At 63.2% G+C, this 22,742-nt stretch carries 23 protein-coding genes; 4 read left to right on the plus strand and 19 right to left on the minus strand.

The window, feature by feature from the left end; genetic code table 11:
* Positions 1–119: 119 nt before the first annotated feature.
* The 17 genes from hpf to ATN38_RS25100 all read right to left on the minus strand — a co-directional run bounded on the left by hpf (position 120) and on the right by ATN38_RS25100 (position 17,628).
* A complete protein-coding gene (gene hpf / locus ATN38_RS25020; protein ID WP_003940893.1) occupies positions 120–800 on the minus strand; it encodes a ribosome hibernation-promoting factor, HPF/YfiA family in 681 nt (226 codons plus the stop codon).
* A 175-nt stretch (positions 801–975) separates the two neighbouring features.
* Positions 976–1,707 (minus strand): ComF family protein, encoded by a 732-nt coding sequence (locus ATN38_RS25025; protein ID WP_003940811.1) that lies wholly within the window; start codon positions 1,705–1,707, stop codon positions 976–978.
* Positions 1,708–1,740: 33 nt separating this feature from the next.
* The gene (gene lpqB / locus ATN38_RS25030) at positions 1,741–3,519 is read right to left on the minus strand and encodes an MtrAB system accessory lipoprotein LpqB (protein ID WP_042450111.1); all 1,779 of its coding nucleotides are present in this window, start codon (positions 3,517–3,519) and stop codon (positions 1,741–1,743) included.
* Complete coding sequence (mtrB, locus tag ATN38_RS25035; protein WP_218748886.1) at positions 3,516–5,255, minus strand: MtrAB system histidine kinase MtrB; 1,740 nt, start codon at positions 5,253–5,255, stop codon at positions 3,516–3,518. The genes lpqB and mtrB overlap by 4 nt, the downstream gene beginning before the upstream one ends.
* On the minus strand, positions 5,252–5,929 hold the full coding sequence (gene mtrA, locus ATN38_RS25040) for an MtrAB system response regulator MtrA (protein WP_003941013.1): 678 nt from the start codon (positions 5,927–5,929) through the stop codon (positions 5,252–5,254). Before mtrA ends, mtrB begins: the two co-directional genes overlap by 4 nt.
* 116 nt (positions 5,930–6,045) lie before the next feature.
* On the minus strand, positions 6,046–6,687 hold the full coding sequence (locus ATN38_RS25045) for a dTMP kinase (RefSeq protein WP_218748888.1): 642 nt from the start codon (positions 6,685–6,687) through the stop codon (positions 6,046–6,048).
* Positions 6,688–6,767: 80 nt separating this feature from the next.
* Positions 6,768–8,246 (minus strand): adenosylhomocysteinase, encoded by a 1,479-nt coding sequence (gene ahcY, locus ATN38_RS25050; RefSeq protein ID WP_003940766.1) that lies wholly within the window; start codon positions 8,244–8,246, stop codon positions 6,768–6,770.
* A 60-nt stretch (positions 8,247–8,306) separates the two neighbouring features.
* Entirely contained in the window at positions 8,307–8,948 is a 642-nt protein-coding gene (locus ATN38_RS25055) for a TetR family transcriptional regulator (RefSeq protein WP_003941024.1), read from the minus strand.
* Between the two features lie 48 nt (positions 8,949–8,996).
* Complete coding sequence (locus tag ATN38_RS25060; protein ID WP_003940894.1) at positions 8,997–9,179, minus strand: rubredoxin; 183 nt, start codon at positions 9,177–9,179, stop codon at positions 8,997–8,999.
* The gene (locus tag ATN38_RS25065; RefSeq protein WP_003940827.1) at positions 9,176–9,361 is read right to left on the minus strand and encodes a rubredoxin; all 186 of its coding nucleotides are present in this window, start codon (positions 9,359–9,361) and stop codon (positions 9,176–9,178) included. The genes ATN38_RS25060 and ATN38_RS25065 overlap by 4 nt, the downstream gene beginning before the upstream one ends.
* Positions 9,361–10,587, minus strand: coding sequence for an alkane 1-monooxygenase (locus tag ATN38_RS25070; protein WP_042450113.1), 1,227 nt, complete (start codon positions 10,585–10,587; stop codon positions 9,361–9,363). Before ATN38_RS25070 ends, ATN38_RS25065 begins: the two co-directional genes overlap by 1 nt.
* Before the next feature lie 111 nt (positions 10,588–10,698).
* Entirely contained in the window at positions 10,699–12,195 is a 1,497-nt protein-coding gene (locus tag ATN38_RS25075) for an amino acid permease (protein WP_030535015.1), read from the minus strand.
* 86 nt (positions 12,196–12,281) lie between these two features.
* A complete protein-coding gene (locus tag ATN38_RS25080) occupies positions 12,282–13,241 on the minus strand; it encodes a cation diffusion facilitator family transporter (protein WP_064688947.1) in 960 nt (319 codons plus the stop codon).
* 8 nt (positions 13,242–13,249) lie between these two features.
* Positions 13,250–14,482: a mannose-6-phosphate isomerase, class I gene (manA, locus tag ATN38_RS25085; RefSeq protein WP_064688946.1), complete on the minus strand. Its 1,233-nt coding sequence runs from the start codon at positions 14,480–14,482 to the stop codon at positions 13,250–13,252.
* Positions 14,483–15,577, minus strand: coding sequence for a hypothetical protein (locus ATN38_RS25090; RefSeq protein WP_030535017.1), 1,095 nt, complete (start codon positions 15,575–15,577; stop codon positions 14,483–14,485). It lies immediately after the preceding gene.
* Positions 15,578–15,740: 163 nt separating this feature from the next.
* The gene (locus ATN38_RS25095) at positions 15,741–17,114 is read right to left on the minus strand and encodes a phosphomannomutase/phosphoglucomutase (RefSeq protein WP_003941022.1); all 1,374 of its coding nucleotides are present in this window, start codon (positions 17,112–17,114) and stop codon (positions 15,741–15,743) included.
* A 127-nt stretch (positions 17,115–17,241) separates the two neighbouring features.
* A complete protein-coding gene (locus ATN38_RS25100; protein WP_007731177.1) occupies positions 17,242–17,628 on the minus strand; it encodes a DUF3499 domain-containing protein in 387 nt (128 codons plus the stop codon).
* Positions 17,629–17,707: 79 nt separating this feature from the next.
* On the opposite strand from ATN38_RS25100, the gene ATN38_RS25105 reads away from it, so the two are divergent.
* Positions 17,708–18,196, plus strand: coding sequence for a metallopeptidase family protein (locus ATN38_RS25105; protein WP_003940797.1), 489 nt, complete (start codon positions 17,708–17,710; stop codon positions 18,194–18,196).
* A gap of 175 nt (positions 18,197–18,371) precedes the next feature.
* Here ATN38_RS25105 and ATN38_RS25110 read toward each other — a convergent pair whose 3' ends face one another.
* Positions 18,372–18,650, minus strand: a complete 279-nt coding sequence (locus ATN38_RS25110; RefSeq protein WP_020907098.1) for a WhiB family transcriptional regulator — start codon at positions 18,648–18,650, stop codon at positions 18,372–18,374.
* Positions 18,651–19,030: 380 nt separating this feature from the next.
* On the opposite strand from ATN38_RS25110, the gene cofD reads away from it, so the two are divergent.
* The 3 genes from cofD to ATN38_RS25125 are packed head-to-tail and all read left to right on the plus strand — an operon-like array spanning position 19,031 to position 21,971.
* Positions 19,031–20,023 (plus strand): 2-phospho-L-lactate transferase, encoded by a 993-nt coding sequence (gene cofD, locus ATN38_RS25115; RefSeq protein ID WP_003940958.1) that lies wholly within the window; start codon positions 19,031–19,033, stop codon positions 20,021–20,023.
* Positions 20,020–21,405: a coenzyme F420-0:L-glutamate ligase gene (locus ATN38_RS25120; protein ID WP_003940947.1), complete on the plus strand. Its 1,386-nt coding sequence runs from the start codon at positions 20,020–20,022 to the stop codon at positions 21,403–21,405. Before cofD ends, ATN38_RS25120 begins: the two co-directional genes overlap by 4 nt.
* A 5-nt stretch (positions 21,406–21,410) precedes the next feature.
* On the plus strand, positions 21,411–21,971 hold the full coding sequence (locus ATN38_RS25125; RefSeq protein ID WP_003940680.1) for an NUDIX hydrolase: 561 nt from the start codon (positions 21,411–21,413) through the stop codon (positions 21,969–21,971).
* On the opposite strand, the gene ATN38_RS25130 is transcribed toward ATN38_RS25125, so the two are convergent.
* Positions 21,962–22,732 carry an SGNH/GDSL hydrolase family protein gene (locus tag ATN38_RS25130; protein ID WP_003940765.1) on the minus strand — a complete coding sequence of 257 codons (771 nt, stop codon included), beginning with the start codon at positions 22,730–22,732 and terminating at the stop codon, positions 21,962–21,964. The two genes, ATN38_RS25125 and ATN38_RS25130, sit on opposite strands and share 10 nt — an antisense overlap.
* Positions 22,733–22,742: the final 10 nt, after the last annotated feature.

Below are 22,742 nucleotides of genomic sequence, written 5' to 3' on the forward strand. Positions count from 1 at the left end.
CCTCAATCTTCGGCGACAGGGGGTCACACACTGAAAATCCGGCCGGGGTCCGAAAACTCCGGCCGGATTCCATGGTAGGCGCTACCGGCGGCGAGCGAGCAAACCCACCACCGATTGGGTCATGTCAGGCGGATCAATCCGTAGTCGAAAGCGTGACGACGGTAGACGACGGACGGCTTGTCCGACTCCTTGTCATGGAAGAGAAAGAAGTCGTGTCCGACCAGTTCCATCTCGTAGAGAGCGTCGTCGATGGTCATCGGCTCGGCCGGGTGATCCTTCGTGCGGACCACGCGTCCCGGGCCGTCGTACTCGTCCGGCTCTTGACCGTTCAGCGAAATGTCCGGTGTGACTCCGAGTGAGTCTGCGTCGACGAGGGAGGCGGTTGCCTCCGCGACGGACACCGGTCGCTTGTCGCCGTAATGGACCTTCTTGCGGTCCTTGGTTCGACGGAGGCGACTCTCGAGCTTGTCGATCACCGATTCGAAGGCGGCGTAGAAGCTGTCTGCGGACGCTTCGGCTCGGGCCACCGGGCCTTTACCTCGAGCGGTGATCTCGACGCGCTGGCAACTCTTGGCCTGTCGTCGGTTGCGTTCATGTTGGAGTTCCACGTCGAAGTGGAATATGGAGGGGTCGAAGTGTTCGAGTCGCGCCAGCTTTTCCGAAACGTAGATTCGGAAGTGATCGGGGATCTCGACATTTCGTCCCTTGACTACGACGTCGGATCTCGGAGCTGCGGCATTCTCGGAACGCTCGATGGTGGCGTCCTCGATGAAAAACGAGGCTTGCGAAGGGGTCGTCACTCGTACCTCCCAATTACGGCCCCGCCCCACGGTGGGCGGCGGCAAATTCTGCAAGTACCGAGAGGGGATCCGCCCGGCACCAGTATCGAAGTACCACCTCCTACCAGTATTTTCGGGTGTGCCGCCGACGCTAGTACGTAACGCGCGCGAGTGCCACTGTTCCAACGAAATTCATCTAAGCCCCTGCAAGGACAAGCACGAGAGTTGTCCGAATCCCACTGAGCGAGAGGGCCCGAACCGACTCTGCCGCAGTCGCTCCCGTGGTGAGGACGTCGTCGAGCAGGACGATGTCACTGTCCCCGGCAATCGAAGAGATCGCAGTGGTGTCGAGAGACACATGACCGTTCACGTTGGTCACCCGGTCGGCCGCGGACAGTCCCACCGAGTCACGTACACCTCGCGTCATCCGGAGAATCGGACAGACACGTACCGGACGACCCGCGACAGAACCAATTTCCCGCTTTCCGCGCATACTTTCGGCTATCCGGCGAACCGGATCACCCCCGCGAGATCGCGCCGCTCGGGCGCGCGTGGGAGCCGGCACCAGCACGATCGGCGGACGACCCCCGCTGCCGAGCTCGCCCCACCGTTCCAGAGTGGCCAACGCGTCGGCCACAGCGATCCCCAGAGGCATCGCGAGGTCCCGACGACCCCGTTCCTTCATCTCGATCACACTGCGTCGCCTGGGGCCGTCGTAGCGGCCGAGTGCCCAGACGGGCACGCCCGGATCCACGCGCGGACTCAGTTGAAGCGGATGATCGCGCAGCAGTTCCGCGCACTCACCGCACCACAGAGTCCCCGAGCGGCCACACCCACCACACTCGCGTGGCAACAGCAGGTCGAGCAGACCGGCACCGAATTTCTTGTCCCCCATGGCCGAATCATGAACCTGAGCACCGACATGCATCAGAGCGCAGACATTCACCAGAGCGCAGAGACGTCAGCCAGGCAGAACCGGAATCGCCTTCTGTCCGGTCAGCACGGTCACCTCACGCCAGCGGCGATCCCCGGCGGGGTCGTTGTTGTTCAGTTGGAACACCGCACGCGCGTCGGCGACGTACTCGGTGGTCGGCGATGCATCCACGGAGGTGACGGGAGCGGTCAGGTTTCCACTCGGCAGCGCGTCCATCCGTGAGCCGTCGATCGCGACCTGGACGACCGGTATGTCGGCTCCACTGCGCGCGATCACGATGGTGTCGCTGTTGCTCCAGTCGAGTGAGAGCGCGGTACTGCCCAAGCCGGAGGCCACTGCGCGTGGACTCGTCAGGGCGTAGACCCCGCTGGCGGTGCGCACGACCACAGCCAGGTAGACCTTGCCGTCGATGATCATCGCCGCTCGCACGCCGTCCCGCGACAGACGCAGTTCCGAGATCGTGGAACCGACCGACGTCAGGGCCCCGACGTCGACGTTGGTGACCGACACCCGGCCGGTGCCTGGTTCACGGACGACCCGAACGACGGTATTGCCGTTCACAGCCGTCCAGACCGCGTTGTTGTCCAGCTCCCACGAAGGCCTGGTGATGGCGCTGCCTTCGAGTACCGGAACGGACCCTTCGCCGTATGTCCCGAGCGACAAGTCGAATCTTGTGCCGGGATCCGGCCGAGCGGTGTCCGCGACGGCTGCCACCAACTTGCCGTCCCGTGAGAGAGCAGCCGCCGTGAGGTTGCCCGCATTGCCCGCGAAACCGGGCACCGGAGTCGCCTCTTGCTCGGTGACACTCACCAGTGAACCGTTGCGCAGTGCATGCAGTCCGACGGTTGCACTCGTGGTGGCCAGTGGGTTGGTGGATGCGACGTCGGCGGTGGTCCAGCCGTCGGCATGAGCCGCGTCCAGCGGTTCGCCGTCGATCTCCAGAACGTACGGCCCTGCCACATCGGCGTTGGCGAGCGTCCAAATGACCTGTGCTGCAAACAAACCGCGAGTAGCAGCATCCATCGGGTTGTCAAGGCGGAAGTTGATGCGCACACCACCGAGACCGACTCCGACCTGTCCCGGCTTACCGTCGGCCTTGGTGATCGGACCGATCACCGACACGCCATTGCCCAGTTCGTTTCGCACAGCCGGCGCCAGCGCTGCCTTCGGTCCGTCGATCATCAGACCGATCAGCTGAGCCGCCACCTGGTCCTGCCCGCCGGAGATCCAGCGAAGATCGGGGACGACCGTCTGGCTGGTGGGGTCGAGGAAGAACAACGACTTCCGCTGGTAAGCGCCGAGGAACTGCGGACGCTCCATGATCACGCCGGGAGGCAGATCACTGATCCGCCATTCGCCGTCGGTCAACGCCAGGGTCATCCTCGCTTCGAAGCTGCCCTCTTCGGGAACGTACAGTCCTCCCGGGTCGAGGCGACCGACCTTGTTCACACGAATCGTGTAGACGGCTTCGGTGCTGGTGCGAGAAACCGAGAGCACATCGACCTTGTCGACGATGACAGCACTTGCCGCGTCGTCCCAACGCGCCGACGCGTCCTTGGTGAGGTACTGACGGGCTGCGGCGTGCCGGTTGGACGGATCGGTACTTGCCTTGACGAAGTCACGTACCAGCAGGTCCGGCTCTCGCCCCGATGCCGGTGATTCGACGGAGGTTCCCGGCACGGCTGTCGCCAGAGTTCCGATTGCCTGTGGCGACGAGGACTCCGGCAAACTCGCGCATGCACCGGTCAGCAACAGAACGCTCAAGGTTGTTGCGAGAAGTCCCAGACGACGGCGGGTTCCGATCATGATCGATCCCCACCGTTGGACTCGTTCCGTGAGTCAGTTTCGCGCGGAGTCGGCAAGGACGATGTGACCTCGCCGACGGTATCGGCGACGATGTCGGCTTCGCTCGGCGTGCGGACGAATTTGGTGGTCGTCGGCTTGAGTGGCAGCGGACTCGACACGACTTTCTTGCCACGGGTGCGCGAGAGCGTCAGCCGGAAGCAGGCGCCGACTCCCGGTTCGCCCCAGGCCTCGAGCTTGCCGTCGTGCAGATTCGCGTCCTCGACACTGATTGCGAGGCCGAGTCCGGTGCCACCACTGCGGCGCACACGGGACGGGTCCGATCGCCAGAACCGGTTGAAGACCAACTTCTCCTCGCCCGGACGCAACCCGACGCCACTGTCGCGGACGATGAAGGCGAGGGCATTGTCGTCGGCGCGAAGGCGAAGCAGAATCGGCTTCCCCTCACCGTGGTCGATGGCGTTGGCAAGGAGATTTCGCAGGATGCGTTCGACGCGGCGCGGATCGACATCTGCCATGACCGGCTCGTCGGGCATGTCCACGATCAGTTCGGTGCCGGATTCGCGGGCGAGATGGCGAACTGTGGAAACGGCCGCTCGCGCACACATACGCACGTCGAGTTGTTCGGATGCGAGTTCCGCGACACCGGCGTCGTGACGGGAGATCTCGAGGAGGTCCGCCAGAAGCCCCTCGAACCTGTCCAGTTCGGCGACAAGCAGTTCCGACGACCGACGCAGCATCGGGTCGAGGTTCTCGCTGCCGTCGTAGATCAGGTCGGCTGCCATCCGGACCGTGGTCAGTGGTGTGCGCAGTTCATGGCTGACATCGGAGGTGAAGCGTTTCTGGAGGCTGCCGAACTCCTCCAGCTGGGTGATCTGTTTGGACAGACTCTCGGCCATCTCGTTGAAGGACATGGCCAGGCGCGCCATGTCGTCCTCGCCGCGGACCGGCATTCGTTCCTTGAGTCGGCCGTCTGCGAAACGCACTGCGATTCGCGAGGCCGATCGGATGGGAAGCACGACCTGTCTGGCAACCAACAGCGAAATCGCCGCCAAGAGCACCAGCAACACGGCTCCACCGATCAGCAGGGTGCTTCGAACAAGCGACAGACTTCGGTCTTCGCTGGCGAGCGGGAAGATCAGATACAGCTCGAGTCCCGATATCGACGACGCGGTGGGGCTACCGATGATCAGCGCCGGTCCGGAGTAACCGTTCGGGTTGGACACCGTCGCGAATTGGTAACTGATCTGGCCGCGTTTGACGAACTCGCGAAGGTTGTCGGGGATCTGATCGACCGGTCCCGAACTCGTCGGCTGGCGCGGCCCGTCCCCTGGCACGATGAGCACCGGGTCGAAGGTGCCGGCCGACCCGGAGGCCTGGCCCGAGGTCTGGTTTCGACGGCTCGTCAGTCCGGATGCAGCGCTTTCCAATTGAACGTTGAGCGCCGTCGAATCGTCGACGCCCGCGAGTTGGTCTTCGACGATGCCGCGGGCTCGGTCCATTTCCTCGGTCGCCGCGGTGATCTTCGTTTCCAACAGCCGATCGGTGATCTGGCTGGTCAGCACGACACCGAGAATGACGATGACGATCAAGGACAACGTCAAAGTCGAGACGAACACTCGCAATTGGAGCGAGCGTCGCCACGTGTGCGCGAGGGTGTTGCTCATCGAGTGACACCACCGCAGAAATGGCGTCAGCCGTCGGTTGAGACGACGACGCCACCTGGAAACTCCGCTCACGGCGGTCCGGCCTTGTAGCCGACCCCCCTGACCGTCAGAACCACTTCGGGATTCTCGGGATCAGTTTCGACCTTGGCGCGCAAACGCTGAACGTGCACGTTCACCAGGCGGGTGTCGGCGGCGTGGCGGTATCCCCACACCTGCTCGAGGAGGACTTCACGGGTGAACACCTGGCGCGGCTTGCGCGCCAATGCGACCAGCAGGTCGAATTCGAGTGGTGTGAGCGAGATCTGCTCGCTGCCGCGGCTGACCTTGTGTGCCGGAACGTCGATCACGATGTCGGCGATGCTCAGCAGTTCGGCCGGCTCCTCTTCCGTACGGCGCAGGCGAGCACGCACCCGCGCCACCAGCTCCTTCGGCTTGAACGGCTTCATGATGTAGTCGTCCGCACCGGATTCGAGGCCGAGCACGACGTCGACGGTGTCGGTCTTGGCCGTCAACATCACGATGGGCACGCCGGAATCCGCACGCAGAACTCGGCATACGTCGATCCCGTTCATTCCGGGAAGCATGAGATCGAGCAGGACGAGGTCGGGCCGGGTCTCACGCACTGCCGCGAGCGCCAGGGTTCCGTCGCCTACCACGTAGGGATCGAAACCCTCACCACGCAGCACGATCGTGAGCATCTCGGCGAGTGCCGTGTCGTCGTCGACAACCAGAATCCTTGGTTTCATATCCCTATCGTTGCATCTCGGAGCGATGAATCAGACCGTTACGAGGCCGTGCGGCGTGCCGCGTCTTTCCCTCTACTGTGCCGGAAAGTTCGAATCCCGGCCGCAAGGGTGACCGATCACGCGAAATCCGCGAGCCTGCGCGCCAGTTCGGCCGGGTCCGTCTCCGGCCCCACGATCCACCAGGGCGAGACCCAGTCCGTCGCTGCCAACTGCTTGTAGAGCTCACCGGTTCTGGCCTGCAGGCCGCCGTCGCGCTCGTAGGCGTCGAGCTGACGCGACGCGTCCTCGGCCTCACGCGAGCGGGCACGCTGCTCGGCCAGAGCTACCGGTACGTCGAGGTACAACTGCAGATCGGGAGCGGGAAGAGCGAGTCGACCCAACTCCAATTCACGGACCCAGGCGACCATCTCGCCGTCCACGCTCTGATGCGCGCGCGCCGCGTTGTAGGCGGCGTTGGACGCCACGTAGCGGTCGAGGAGAACAATGTCGTTGGCGGACAACAGGTCCGAGATCCGATCCGCCGCACCAGCGCGGTCCAGGGCGAACAGGACTGCCATCGCGTTCACGGATTCAGCCAGGTCTCCGTGCGATCCTTTGAGTGCCTCGGCAGCAAGATCCGCGTGGATCGACTTCCCGTACCGCGGAAAATCCAGAGTCGCGATCGACGTGCCGCCGCGGCGGAGTTCGCTCTCCACTTTGCCGATCAACGTTCGCTTTCCAGCGCCGTCGAGGCCTTCCAATGCCACCAGTGTTCCCACGGCGGACAAGCCTATCCCCCGGCCTGCTTGCGCAGACCGGGGGACGGCGGCCACTACATCCTCAGTGACGAATCACCGGGTCAGTAGCGGTAGTGCTCGGGCTTGTACGGGCCTTCGACGTCGACGCCGATGTACTCTGCCTGATCCTTCGTGAGCTTGGTCAGCGTGCCACCGAGTGCCTCGACGTGGATCTTGGCGACCTTCTCGTCGAGGTGCTTCGGGAGGCGGTAGACCTCGTTGTCGTACTCGTCCGGCTTCGTCCACAGTTCGATCTGCGCGATGACCTGGTTGGAGAAGCTGTTGCTCATCACGAACGACGGGTGGCCCGTGGCGTTGCCGAGGTTGAGCAGGCGGCCTTCGGACAGCACGATGATCGAGTGGCCGTCGGCGAACGTGAACTCGTCGACCTGCGGCTTGATGTTGATCCGCGTGACGTCGCCGGACTTCTCGAGGCCGGCCATGTCGATCTCGTTGTCGAAGTGACCGATGTTGCCCAGGATGGCCTGATGCTTCATGGCCTTCATGTGCTCGAACGTGATGATGTCCTTGTTACCGGTGGACGTGATCACGATGTCGGCCCAGCCGATGGCCTGCTCGACTGTCTTGACCTCGAAGCCGTCCATGAGCGCCTGCAGGGCGTTGATGGGGTCGACCTCGGTGACCGCGACGCGAGCGCCCTGGCCGCGAAGTGCCTCGGCACAACCCTTGCCGACGTCTCCGTAACCGCAGACCAGCGCAGCCTTGCCGCCGATCAGAACGTCGGTGCCGCGGTTGATGCCGTCGAGCAGCGAGTGGCGCGTGCCGTACTTGTTGTCGAACTTGCTCTTGGTAACCGAGTCGTTGACGTTGATAGCGGGGAACGTGAGTTCACCGGCAGCGGCAACCTGGTACAGGCGCAGAACGCCCGTGGTGGTCTCCTCGGTGACGCCCTGGACGGACTCGGCGATTGCCGTCCACTTGCCCTTGTCGGACTCGAGGGACTGACGCAGAAGTGCAAGGAAGACCTTGTACTCGTCGGAATCCTGGTCGTCGTCCGTCGGCGGGACGACGCCGGCCTTCTCGAACTGTGCGCCCTTGAGCACCAGCATGGTGGCGTCGCCGCCATCGTCGAGAATCATGTTGGCAGGCTCACCCGGCCAGGTCAGCATCTGCTCGGCTGCCCACCAGTACTCTTCGAGGGTTTCACCCTTCCAGGCGAAAACCGGAACGCCCTTGGGCTCTTCCGGGGTGCCGTGCGGACCGACGACGATGGCGGCGGCAGCGTGATCCTGCGTGGAGAAGATGTTGCATGAAGCCCAGCGGACCTCGGCGCCGAGCGCGGTCAGCGTCTCGATCAGCACCGCGGTCTGAATGGTCATGTGCAGCGAGCCGGAAACGCGAGCGCCCTTGAGCGGCAACACCTCTGCGTATTCGCGACGAAGCGCCATGAGGCCGGGCATCTCGTGCTCTGCCAGACGGATTTCCTTGCGACCGAACTCCGCGAGCGAAAGATCTGCAACTTTGAAGTCGATGCCGTTACGGCTCTCGGCCACGGGCGTTGTTGAAACTGAGGTCGTCATCTGCCTCTCCTGGTTGACGTGCATACTCTGCACAAGCCTATCGGTGTACCAGGCTATCGGTTAGACGCCCTCTCCCGCCCGCCCCTCTACTGCGCGGCCCTCGCGCGCCACGTCGATGAACGGCCCGAGCAGTATGCCCAGATCCTCCGCCACCGAAGCCTCGGACTCCGGCGGCATCGAAATGTAGCTCAGCCCGAGACGCGCAATCGCCCTGGCCAGAATTCCGGCGTCGGCGGGTGACGCCTGAATCCACCCTCGCTGGAAACTCTCCGCAAGCCGCGACGACGCGCGCTCGATGATGACCGCACTGTCGGTGGTGATCAGGCGAAGCAGGTCCGGCTTGGCCTCACCGGTGAGCAGAGAGATCACCAACGGGTCGGTTGCACTGGAGGCGAAAAACGATCCGAAACCCGCCGTCAACGCCTCGACTGCACGTCCGTCGTTCGCCACCATGGCCTCGTCCACCGCGTCGACGAAGCCGTCAGCAAGGCGAAGCGCGTACGCCTCGGCAAGCCCTTGCCTCGAGCCGAACTCGTTGTAGAGCGTCTGACGACTCACACCGGCATGCTTGGCCAGAACCGTCAGCGTCACCTCGGACCAGTCGCGCTCGGTCAACAACTCACGCATCGAATCGAGCACCGACGTACGCAGCAGCAGGCGCGACGCTTCTTTCTGCGGCAGACGAGTGGGCGTCGAAGTCATGGTGACGACACTACCGCCGCACCTAGGTCCGTTCGACGCCGACGCATCTCACCGTCGTTCGACCTCAACCATGAAGAAGTCGCTCTTCGCCGCCCCGCAGTCCGGGCAACTCCAGTCTTCGGGAATGTCGTCCCAGCGAGTGCCCGGTTCGATACCGTCCTCCGGCCAGCCGACTGCCTCGTCGTACTCGAAGCCGCATTGCGCGCACTGATACAGCTTGTAGTCGTTCATGATTCACTCCCCGCCGTTGCCGGCATCGGCTCGAAGTCCAGCTTTTCCCTCACGCCGCAGTCCGGACAGCACCAGTCGTCCGGCACGGCATCCCACGGCGTGCCCGCCGGAAACCCTTCTCGTGGTGCACCCTTCGATTCGTCGTAGACGTATTCACACACCGGGCATCGATAGCTGCTCATCACGCTGCTCCGTACCGAGCAAGGATGCGATCACGCTTGGACGGCTGAACGTTGACGCGGGTGATGTCGCCGCCGTAGTGCGCAAGGACTTTGGGATCCATCACTTTTCGCCACAGCGGTGGAACGTAGGCGAGGATGATCATGCTCGCGTACCCACTGGGCAGGTTGGGCGCACCGTCCATGCTTCGAAGCGTCTGATAACGACGCGTCGGGTTCGCGTGATGATCGCTGTGACGCTGGAGGTGATACAGGAAGATGTTGGTGCAGATGTGATCACTGTTCCAACTGTGCTCCGGTGCTGCACGCTCGTACCGCCCGCTGTCCAGACGACGACGCTTCAGTCCGTAATGTTCGAGGTAGTTGACGGTTTCGAGCAGACAGAATCCGAACACGGCCTGCAGCACCAGGAACGGCAGTACCGAGAGGCCGAAGACGGCGACGAGGACACCGAACAGTACGACGGACATCAACCACGAATGCAGGACGTCGTTGCGAATTGTCCACGGCTTCTTACCCAGTCGATCGAGTCTGGCCTTTTCCAGGGACCACGACGAGCGCAGAGATCCCCACACACTGCGCGGCAGGAAGGTCCAGAAGCTCTCACCGAAGCGAGACGACGCCGGATCCTCGGGCGTGGCGACGCGCACGTGGTGTCCACGATTGTGCTCGATATAGAAGTGGCCGTAAAACGACTGCGCCAGAGTGATCTTCGACAACCAGCGTTCGAGATCGTCCTTCTTGTGACCGAGCTCGTGTGCGGTGTTGATCCCGATTCCTGCGACACAACCAATACTGATCGCCAGACCGATCTTGGAGATCAGCCCAAGTCCCCCGTCGATTCCGAGCCAGGACAGATCGGTCGCCGACCAGAGGTAGCAGGCCAGGACCAGGCTGACCAACTGGAACGGTATGTAGATGTAGGTGCAATACCGGTAGTACTTGTCGTTCTCGAGGCGCTCCATCACTTCGTCCGGCGGATTCTCGCCGTCCGGGCCGAAGAAGATGTCGAGGATCGGGAGCAGGATGTAGACGAGCAGCGGCCCGATCCACCACCACACCGGCGAGACCGCGTTCCATCCGAGACTGTTGAACAACGCGACCAATCCGACGGCAATGAAGACCGCCGTCGGCGGTACCAGGCCGAGCAGCCAGAGATATCTCTTCTTGTCACGCCACTGCTCGGGCGGGAGTGTCTGCCCGGACTGCGAGTTCACGTGCGTCGACACGGTCTACCTCCTCGATTCGGACCGACCCGGAAACTGTGAGTCAGTTCACTATGAGGTAGACAGTACTACTGATTTTGTACAAGTGATAGACAAATCATAAACTTTGTACATCTACTCGATTTCGCCGCGTTCACGCTTCCCGATCATCGAATGCTGCCTGCTGTAGGCAAAATAGATGACAACGCCGAGGGCCATCCAGACCACGAACCTCATCCAGGTCTCCACCGACAGGTTGAACATCAGCCACAGACACGCGAGGACGGCCAGAATCGGGACCAGCGGGACCAGCGGCACCCTGAATCCGCGAGGTAGGTCGGGACGCGTCCGACGGAGCACGAGAACCCCGATCGAGACGAGAACAAAAGCGAACAGTGTGCCGATGTTGACCATTTCCTCGAGGGTGCCGATCGGAAAAACGCCGGCGAGCACCGCGACCACGACGCCGACCAAGATCGTGATCCGCACAGGGGTTCCGTGCTTGCCGGTCGGTGCCAGGCGTCGTGGCATCAGACCGTCGCGTGCCATCGCGAAGAGCACCCTGGTCTGCCCGAGCATCAGCACCATCACCACTGTCGTGAGACCGGCCAAAGCGCCGAACGAGATGACGTTTTTCGCCCACGTGATGTCGTGGAAAGCGAATGCCGTTGCCAGGTTGGAGGTATCGCCCTCGAGCTCGGTGTATTTCACCATCCCCGTCAGCACCAGTGTCACCGCCACGTACAGAACCGTGACGATCAGGAGAGAACCCAGGATGCCGCGTGGCAGCGCCTTCTGCGGCTCCTTCGCCTCCTCCGCCGTCGTGGCGACGACGTCGAAGCCGATGAACGCGAAGAACACCAGACTGGCTGCCGCGAGCAATCCGTACCACCCGAACGTGCTGCCACCGGCCCCGGTCACGTACGAGAACAACGACTGGTGGATGCCCTCTCCCGTCGAGCCCGGCTCCGACGGCGGAATGTACGGCGAGTAGTTGTCGGTGTCGATGTAGAACAGACCGACGATGATCACCAGCAACACCACCGCGACCTTGATCGCCGTGATCACCAGTGACACCCTCGACGAGAGTTTTGTGCCGGTCGCGAGCAGGATCGTGATGACAGCGATCACCAGCACCGCACCCCAGTCGAAGGATATCGGCCCCAACTCGACGATCGGGCTGCGTGAGCCCATCACTTCGCCGAGGTACAGCGACCAGCCTTTGGCGACCACCGAAGACGCCAAGGCGAATTCGAGGATGAGATCCCAGCCGATGATCCAGGCGACGAATTCGCCGAACGTCGCGTACGAGAACGTGTACGCGCTACCGGCAACCGGGACCGTCGACGCGAATTCGGCGTAACACAGCGCTGCCAGTCCGCAGGCGATGGCGGCAATGACGAACGCGAGCGAGACCGACGGCCCGGCGACATTTCCCGCCGTCCGAGCCGTGAGTGTGAAGATGCCCGCACCGATGACGACTGCGACACCGAACACCGTGAGATCCCACGAGTTCAGTTCTTTCCGGAGTTTGGTTTCCGGCTCGTCGGTGTCCTTGATGGACTGCTCGATCGATTTGGTTCGAAACAGCTTCGACCGTCCAGATCCGGCCTGCTCGTCCTTGACAGCCATTGCCGCCTCCTTGCTGGGGACCAGCAGGTCCCACCATGGGCAAGTAGAGAGATGGCATCAGCCTAAGCCCGCAGGCGCAGCTTTGTTCAGGGTTTGTCGGGAGCCTGTAGATCTGTTTCAGGGCGATCTCCTGCGCTGAGACGATCCAGGTCCGGCTCGAGGTAGATCACCCGCGCCGCAGGCACTGCAGCGCGCACGCGAGACTCGGCCTCGTCGATCGCCGTCGCCACGTCCGAGATCGTCGATCCGATCGGCACCGCAACCTTGGCAGCAACAAGGATCTCCTCGGGACCGAGGTACTGCGTCTTGCAATGAATGACGCGTTCGATACGAGTTCCGTCGACCAGGGCGTTGAGGATCAGTTCGGTCTCCACCGCCGTTGCGCCCTCACCGATCAGCAGCGACTGCATTTCGATGATCAGAATGACCGCGATGATGCCGAGCAGGACACCGATGCACAGAGTTCCGATGCCGTCGAAGACCGGATTTCCGGTCACCATCGTGAGACCGACGCCGCCGAGTGCAAGGACGAGACCGATCAATGCGCCGGTGTCCTCGAGCAGCACAACCGGGAGTTCCGGGCTACGAGAGGTTCGGATGAAGTTCCACCACGACGCATTTCCCTTGAGCGGTCGTGATTCCTTCGCTGCGGTCCGGAAGCTGTAGCCCTCCAGGCAGATCGCGATGAACAGGATCGCGATTGCCACGAAAGCCGAATTGAGTTCTTCCGGATGCTGAATCTTGTGAATGCCTTCGTAGATCGCGAACAGCGAACCGAGGGTGAAGAGCACCAGTGCAACGACGAACGAATAGAAATATCGGTTGCGCCCGTAGCCGAACGGGTGCAGTTGATCCGCGTCACGTTCTGCCTTCTTCTGCCCCAGGAGCAGCAAACCCTGATTGGACGTGTCGGCCACCGAGTGCACCGATTCGGCGAGCATCGACGACGATCCGGTGATCAAGAATCCGGCGAACTTGGCTACGGCGATTCCGGCATTGGCTCCGAGGGCCGCCAGAATTGCCTTCTTGCCACCATGAGCCGACACAATGTCTCCTAGTTTCCGACTACGGCACTGAAAACCTGCGCAGTCGGGGTCCGTGTGCTCAGGTGTATCGCAGGCTCGTCGGCAGCGATCCACGCCGCTCGGCCTCGATCGAGGTAGAGAGTGTCAGTGCCGCACGTCGCAGTGACCGCGCCGTCGGTGCAGATCAGAATCCGCGGGCCTGAAGCGTCGACGACGATGTCCGTGGAATTCGCGTCGAACTCCAGACGCGTCAAACGAAATTCGGGCGCCGGCGTGACGTACTCGTATCTACCTGATCCTGACTGACCTGATCCAGATGACGGGGCCGGATCGAGCACTTCGATATCGGCCCCGACGAAGTCCAGAACCCTCAGCAATTCGGGCACGTCGACGTGCTTCGGTGTCAGCCCACCACGCAGAACGTTGTCGGAGTTGGCCATGATCTCGACCGCGAGTCCATGGAGATACGCGTGGAGATTGCCGGCAGCGAGAAACAGTCCTTGGCCGGGCTCGAGGGTGACGCGGTTGAGCAGCAGTGCCGCCAGAACACCGGCGTCGCCGGGGTACGCCTCGCTCAATTCCAGCGCGGTGCGGATCTCGGTCACGAATTCGGCGTCGTGGTGCGCGACGTAGGTGATGCACCCGGCAAGTACGGCAGGGAGCAAGGTCCCGAGCACCGTGGACGGCAGCGTGATCCATGTCGTGAACAACGCCCGCAGTCCGTCGGAATCGGGTTGGCCTTCGAGCAGACCGATGTACGGCTCCAACTCGTCGACGGCCAGAGCGCGCAGCAGTTTGACAGTCCGCGTCGGCTCGCGGAATCCGGCAAGCGCTTCGAATCTGCTCAGTGCGACAACGAGTTCGGGCTTGTGGCTGCCGTCCTTGTAGTTGCGAATCGGCGATTCCATGGGAACGCCGAGTGCGTTCTCACGACGAAAACCCTCGTCGGCTTGAACGGCGCTGGGGTGCGCTTGAAGCGACAGCGGTTCTTCCGCCGCAAGCAGCTTGAGCAGAAATGGGAGTCGCTCACCGAATGCCTCGAGGTTCTCACGGCCGAGTTCGCGTTCGGGTTCGCGGTGCAGGACCTCGAGCAACGACTCGCTTCCGGATTCGGTGATCACGCGCGCCGGGTCACCCGGGTGCGCGCCCAACCACAATTCCGCTTCGGGATGATTCGACGGAGTCGAAAGACCGCGTAGTTCGGCAATTGCCGTTCGCGAGCCCCACGCGTAAGAACGAAGTGCACCTTCGAGTTCACGCACTTACTTCGCACCGCCTGTCAACTGCACGTACGCCGCGGCCATGTCTACTCGAGACGCCAACACGAATACCTGCTCCATCTCCGATATGACCACGTTGGTCTGGTCTTCGTCTGCCGCAACCACCAGGTCGGCGTCAGCCAGTGCGTCCATCCGGCGCCTCGCCTCCCCGCGCGTGGATTCGGTCGCGAAGACGAACGCCCGCGCCGGCGGGGTCGGCAGCGCGCCGTCGAGTTGCGGATCGTGAAAGAAGGGGTCGTGGAACACCGAATCACGTGAAGCTGCGTCCGGCGCGAACAGTGCTCGCGCCGAACGAATCACCTCGGACATCTCGGCGGCAGCGGCGTTCAGGCCGGAGCTCATCAGCGCAACGCTCGAGAACTCTGCGAGTGCTGTTGTCACGGAACCACTTCCACACAGAACGACTCGCCGGCCGCTCATCCTGGTGGCCAACGACTTGGCCGGGTTGTGGAATACCTCGTTGGCCGGTCCGTCCCGCAGCGCCTCCGCATCAACTGCGTCGGCGATTCGACCGAGCACCGCCGAACGGTCCTCGATCGATCCCTTGCCCTCGATTTCGGCGGCAACCGCGAGGAAGACGGCGAGGAACCGCGTCATAGTGTGCCGGGGCGAGGCGTAGAGCCGCGGTGGCAAGGGCATGGTGCGCCCGGCCGCCACGGCTCGCATGGGCCCCTCGTCGGGAACGGCGACAACAACCTCGGCGCCGCGGCGTACGGCACTGTCAACGGATTCGACGAGGCGTGGATCACCGGCATCGTCACCGGCGACGACGATCACGTCCAACGGCCCGGCCCACGACGGCGTCCGGTCGAGAACGAGGAGCGGGCAACCGACCGAATCTCCGACGAGAGCAAGCGCGATCCTGGCTCCGTGCCGGGCGCCACCCGCGCCGGCGATGAGTACGACGCTGCGCGGACGCAGACCGGCCAATCGGGAGATCACACCCTCACCGACGGCCGACGCGGTGGCCCGAATCTGTGCGCCGCCCATGGCTACAGACCGCAGTAGCCCTTCCGAATCGGCAGCTGACAAACCCTCGCTGTCGTCGAGGTCGAGAAGCGGCATCGGCGCTGTCATCTCACCGCACCCCCTTCTCCGTTAGCAGTTCCCGCACCATCCAGCATTCCAGCTCCACGCGGTCCGTGGTGGCAAAGCCCTCGTTCCCGAGGCCGTCGTTCCTGAGATAGTCCCCCAACTATCCCAGGGCTTCGGCTCACCGACAAACCGATCAGACTCGGATTCAAGCCCGGACGATCGCCAGAATTTCGTTCACCAATGCGTCGACATCGGCGGACGTGGGTGCTTCGACGTTGAGTCGCAGCAGTGGTTCGGTGTTGGACGCGCGCAAGTTGAACCAGGCATTTCCCTCGAGGCTGACCGTGACACCGTCGAGGCGATCCACCGACTCGGTGCGGTCGGCAAATGCCGCCAGTACAGCGGCCGTACGATCTGCCGCGTCAGCCACGGTGGAGTTGATCTCGCCCGAGGCCGCGTAGCGGGTGTACTCCGCCATCAACTCGGAGAGCGGACGATCCTGCTCGCCCAGTGCGGCGAGTACGTGCAGCGCCGCGAGCATGCCGGAGTCGGCGCCCCAGAAGTCGCGGAAGTAGTAGTGAGCGGAGTGCTCGCCGCCGAACACCGCACCGGTCTCGGCCATCTCCTGCTTGATGAACGAGTGGCCGACTCGGGTACGAATAGCGACGCCGCCGAGTTCTTCGACCAGTTCGGGCACTGCCCGTGACGTGATCAGGTTGTGGATGATCGACGCGCCCGGTTCCTTCGCGAGTTCGCGCTTGGCGACAAGTGCCGTCACCGCGGACGGCGAGACCGGGTCGCCCTTCTCGTCTACGACGAAGCAACGGTCCGCGTCACCGTCGAACGCCAAGCCGATGTCCGCTCCGGTTTCGCGCACGTAGGCCTGCAGGTCGACGAGGTTGGCCGGATCGAGCGGATTGGCTTCGTGGTTGGGGAACGTGCCGTCGAGCTCGAAGTAGAGCGGCAGGACGTCGAGGGGCATCGGCCCGAATACGGCCGGCGCGGTATGGCCGCCCATACCGTTGCCTGCATCGACTGCGACCTTCAGCGGGCGCAACGCAGCCAGGTCGACCAATCCGCGGAGGTAGCTCGCGTATTCCTCGAGGACGTCCTTGGTGCTGGCGGTGCCTGCCGGTCCGTCGTACGCGGGAACACCCGAGACGACCTCGGCGGAGATGACTGCGAGGCCGGTGTCCTGACCGACCGGCTTGGCGCCGGCCCGACACATCTTGATGCCGTTGTACTTGGCGGGATTGTGGCTCGCCGTGAACATCGCGCCCGGGCAGTTCAGCAAACCGGATGCAAAGTAGAGCTCGTCGGTCGACGCCAATCCGATGTAGACGACGTCGAGCCCTTGAGCAAGCACGCCGTCACCGAAAGCCGAAGACAGTGTGGGCGACGATGCGCGCATGTCGTAGCCGATCACAACCGTCGTGGCGGCGCCGGCCTCGTCGCGGACCAGGCGGGCGAACGACGCACCGACGTCGCGGACAAAATCTTCGTCGATCTGCTCACCGACCACACCGCGTACGTCGTACGCCTTGATGATTGCAGCAACCGACTCGGCTGTTCGCCCCACTGAAAACTCTCCTTGTGCATGCACCCTCACAGACGGGAACGTCCGGGCGCATGGCGTCCGGAGATTCGCAGTACTCGGGTGTGGAAGTACTCGGTCGAGCCTAGCGTCTACGGCGACGAATCTCGCGTCAGTTGGACGGGTCGGGCAGAACGCGTAGGTGTCCACGACGCCCTGTACGGGCAGTACTCGGAGCTGCGGGACGTATGTCCTCATCTGCATCGACGTTGGACTTGCTGCGATCTCCGAGACCGGCCTCACGTACAGCTTCAGCCAAAGCGGTCAGATCGTCTTCGTCGGGAGTACTCGACGCGAATCCGCCTTCGTGGCGGACGAGTTCCCACCCCTTGGGGGCGGTGATTCGAGAGCCGTGAGTGTCACACAAATCCCATGAATGGGGCTCGGCGACGGTTGCCAGCGGCCCGACAACCGCAGTGGAGTCCGAGTAGACATACGTAAGCGTCGCGACGGCGGGGTTCTTGCACCCGGGGCGGCAGCAGCGACGCAGAGATCTCACAGGTACGGAGCCTAGCCCTCCCCACGTCCGGAACCTACTCGGACACACCGAGCAGTTTCTCCTGTCGTAATCTGGCGCCATGCCACAAGCCCGCCGCCGACGCTCGGTCACCACTCGTTCCATCGAGCGACACGGCCGTGGCCTGCGCGGACCGCTACTTCCCCCGGAGGTGCCCGCCAGGCGTACCCGCGCGGAGAAGTTCGATCTCCTGGTGCTCGACGCCTTCTCTCCCGTCGACCTCGCATGGCACGACCGGCTGACGAAACTCGACATCGCAGTGGACGAAGTTCCGAAGATTCACGCGCACGATCCGGAGTCCGTCACATGGCCGCCGGAGGTCATCGCAGACGGCCCGGTTCCACTGTCACGACTGATTCCGGCCGGAATCGACCGTCACGGAAATACGACTCGCGCAAGAATTGTGCTGTTTCGCCGCCCATTGGAGCAGCGAGCGAAGGATCCGGAAGAACTCACGGATCTGGTGCACGACGTGTTGGTCCATCAAGTCGGCACGTATCTGGGCGTCGACCCACAGGTCATCGACCCCACGCTGCCCGACGAGGACTGATACTGCCCGACGAGGACTGACGCACTGTCAGACGAAAAAACTGATGTCACACGAAGAAGTAAATCCACACGAAGAACAAAACAGTCGTTGCTTGACCTGCAATTCCCCGTTGCAGGTCAGACTTTCGAAGACCGCCCGTCAGCCCCGACGCTGACAGAACCGATTCAGCAGCAGATCAGATGATCCCCCGCTTGAGTCGCCGACGCTCGCGCTCGGACAACCCTCCCCAGATTCCGAACCGTTCGTCGTTCGCGAGCGCGTACTCGAGGCACTCGTCACGAACTTCACAACCGAGGCAGATCCGTTTTGCTTCCCTCGTCGATCCTCCCTTTTCAGGAAAGAACGCTTCGGGATCGGTCTGCGCGCAGAGAGCACGCTCCTGCCACTGATCCTCGATGGTGTCGAACAATTCTTCGAAGCCGGTGACGAGACTCAGCACTGGCCGAGTACTCATACCGTCGAACTCACTGCTGCAGGCACCTTCTGCTGCGCCTGCTCGGGAATCGGTCTGCGGTTCGTCGCTTACTGTCATTGCGAGAGAACTGATCTCGACATTTTCATTGGGCATCGTTCCGCCTCCTCACCTGTAATAGCGCAGAATTTTCACTCCATCTTCAACCCCACCCCGTCGACCGTTCGAAACTGTGTTCGAAACCGGCCCCGCTGCAAGTGAACTCACAAGTAGCGGTTGGAATGACACATTTGAGATTACACACGTCCAGCGTGTCGCGGTCAAGCTAAACGAGATGAATCCATTAGTATTCCGGCCCTCAATTGACGGGACCTTCTGCCCGCCAGACACGACGACGCGCCGACCGCCTAGGCTCTGTTGTCGTGAACGTGACTGTATTGGTTGGCGGCGTCGGCGGGGCCCGTTTCCTTCAAGGTGTTCAAAACGCGCTCGGAATCGCCGGTGGTGAATCCCTCGAGAAATACGAAGGCCCACATCGCATCACGGCCGTCGTCAACGTCGGGGACGACGTGTGGATGCACGGTCTGCGCATCTGCCCCGATCTGGACACTTGTATGTACACACTCGGCGGCGGCATCGACACCGAACGCGGGTGGGGGCACGCCGGCGAAACCTGGAATGCGAAAGAAGAACTCGCCGCGTACGGCGCGAAGCCGGACTGGTTCGGCCTCGGAGATCGCGATATCGCAACGCATTTGATTCGCAGCCAGATGCTCCGCACGGGATATCCGTTGTCCGCGATCACCGAAGCGTTGTGCAATCGCTGGAATCCCGGTGTCGCACTGCTTCCCGTGAGCGACGACCGCAGCGAAACACACGTCGTGATCACCGATCCGGAAGACGGTGAGCAGAAGGCGATTCATTTCCAGGAGTGGTGGGTACGCCATCGGGCACAGGTGGAAACGCACAGCTTCGCTCACGTCGGCGCCGAGCAGGCCAAGCCCGCGCCAGGGGTGGTCGAGGCGATCGACGGTGCCGACATCGTGCTGATCGCACCGTCCAATCCCGTCGTGAGCGTCGGCGCGATCCTCGCGGTGCCCGGCATTCGCGGTGCCCTGCGAACAACCGCGGCCAAGGTTGTCGGCCTCTCCCCCGTCATCGGCGGAAAACCGTTGCGCGGCATGGCTGACGAGTGCCTCGAGGTGATCGGGGTCGAGACGACTTCGGAGGCGATCGGTCGCCACTACGGAGCTCGTTCGATCAACGGCATTCTCGACGGCTGGCTCGTCGACGAAGGTGACACGGCCGACATCGACGGGGTGGACGTGCGAAGCATCCCACTTTTGATGACGTCCCCCGAAGAGACCGCGAAAATGGTTCGCACGGCTTTCGAGATCGCCGGAGTCGAACTGTGACCGAGCCCGGAACCGAAGCAAGCCGCGACAGAAATCACTCTCCCGGTGATCACTCCCCCGGCGCCGCAATCGAAGTCATTCCCGTGCTCGGGCTTCCCGAGTTCCGGCCCGGAGACGACTTGGCCACCGCTGTCGTCGACGCGACGCCGTGGCTCGAGAGCGGCGACGTCGTTGTCGTCACGAGCAAGGTGTTCTCCAAAGTCGAGGGTCGCATCGTTTCCTCACCGACCGATCCGGAAGAGCGCGACGCGGCACGACGCCTCCTGGTGGATCAGGAAGCCGTCCGCGTCGTGGCACGCAAGGGCCGCACTCTGATCACCGAGAACAAACTCGGAATCGTGCAGGCCGCATCGGGCATCGACGGCTCCAACGTCGACGGTGCCGAATTGGCGCTGCTCCCCGTGGATCCGGATGCGAGCGCTGCGGGTCTGCGCGCCCGAATTCTCGAGAGCACGGGCAAGTCCGTCGCCGTCGTCGTCACCGACACGATGGGTCGTGCGTGGCGCAACGGGCAGACCGACGCCGCAATCGGTTCCTCCGGCATTCCGGTCCTGCACGGCTACCTCGGAGCACAGGACAGTCAAGGCAACGATCTGATCGTCACCGAGATCGCGATCGCGGACGAAATCGCCGCTGCGGGCGACTTGGTCAAGGGCAAGCTGGGCGGCGTTCCCGTCGCCGTCGTTCGTGGGCTTCGGTTCGAGGACGACGGTTCGAGTGGCCAGGATCTGATTCGCCGCGGCCCGGACGATCTGTTCTGGCTGGGCACCGAGGAAGCTACGGCGATGGGCCGTGGCCAGGCGCTGCTGTTGCGTCGATCGGTCCGACAGTTCGCAAGTGATCCCGTCGACGCGGAGATCATTCGCAGCTCGATCGCCGAGGCACTCACCGCTCCCGCACCGCACCACACGAGACCGGTTCGATTCGTGTGGCTACGCACGGAGTCGGTCCGCACGGCTCTTCTCGAGCAGATGCGCGAGAAGTGGGCCGCCGATCTTCGCGCCGACGGTCGCAGTGACGAATCCGTCGAGGCCCGGGTTGCCCGCGGAAACATCCTGTTCGACGCCCCCGAGGTCGTCATTCCCTTCTGCGTGCCCGATGGCGCACACAGTTATCCGGATGCCGGACGAACCGCGGCGGAGTCGACGATGTTCACGGTCGCCGCCGGCGCGGCAGTGCAGGGACTGCTGGTCTCGTTGGCCACCCGCGGCGTGGGAAGCTGCTGGATCGGATCGACGATCTTCGCCGCCGATCTCGTACGCGAACAACTCGATCTCCCGGCGGATTGGCAGCCACTCGGTGCCATCGCAATCGGGCACCCCCTCGAACCACTGACTCCGCGCTCTGTCTCCGCCCCCGGGGACGCGTTGGTGGAGCTGTAGGTCCCATGTCAGCCGAATCGCTGCACGCCTCCGCCAAGGGCGTCCTGGAGGGCTGGGAGACGTCCTCCGAAGCGGACGAATCATTGCGGCACACGATGCTCGCGTTCCTCGATTCGGCTCCGGACGGCTGCCTTCGTCGCCACGCACCGGGACACATCACCGCGTCGTCTCTCGTCCTCGACGAGAGTGGCTGCCACGTCTTGCTGACCCTGCATCCCAAGGTGGGCAGGTGGATTCAGCTCGGCGGCCACTGCGAGCCCGACGACGAGACGGTGGTAGATGCGGCATTGCGGGAAGCTCGCGAGGAGTCCGGAATTCACGACGTTCGGATAGACGCGGACCTACTCTCCGCCCACACGCATCCGATCACGTGCTCACTCGGAGTACCGACTCGCCATCTCGATCTACGGTTTCTTGTTGTGGCGCCGGACAATTCACATATCGTCCGCAGCGCAGAGTCCACCGACCTCAGATGGTGGCCGGTGGACGCGCTCCCACCTACAGCGGAACGCGAGACCATCGACCACCTGGTCGCGCTCGCCCGTCAGCGCAAGAATCAGGACTGAATCGGAGAAAGCTGGGGCTGCTTGGCGCTCACGCCGTCGCCCGACGATGTTCCCTTCACGCGCCGAGCTACCCACGGCACCAAGAACTCTCGCGCCCATTGACGATCCTCGCGACGAGTTTCGGCTTTCGTGAGGACCGGCGCAGGCCCGAGATCGGGCGGGGTCAATCCGTGTTCGACGCCGAGCACGTCGAGCACACGCGTCGCCATGTTCTCGTGCCCGGAGGGCGACATGTGGAGGCGATCCCAGTCCCACATCCGAAGGTCCTGATATTCGGAGAATCGCCAGAAGTCGACGAGGGTCGCGTCGTGGCGGTCGGCCACCTCGCGAACAAGCTCGTTGTAGATCGCCAGACGTCCGCGGAGCTTGCCGAAGAAGGCGGACCATCCGGTGTCGTACGCGGTGAACATCAGAACCCGAGCGCCGGATGCAGTGAGCTGACCGATTGCCGAATCGTAGCGGGCGACCATCGCATCGATGTCGAGCTTCGGACGCATCATGTCGTTTCCGCCGGCGTAGATGGTCACCAGATCGGGCTTCAACGCCAGAGCGGGTTCCAACTGCTCGTCGATGATCGGTCCGAGTAGGCGACCACGAATCGCCAGGTTGGCGTAGCGGAAGTCGGGATTGTTCACCGCCAGCTGCTCGGCCACTCGGTCTGCCCACCCGCGCAGACCGTTGGGGAATCGTTCGTCGGCGTCGCCGACGCCCTCGGTGAACGAGTCACCGAGGGCAACGTAACGGCTCGGAAGAGAAGTCATACCCGCCAGT

Source organism: Rhodococcus sp. FH8 (assembly GCF_019266085.1).
In the GTDB taxonomy this organism is placed as follows: Bacteria; Actinomycetota; Actinomycetes; order Mycobacteriales; family Mycobacteriaceae; genus Rhodococcus_F; species Rhodococcus_F qingshengii.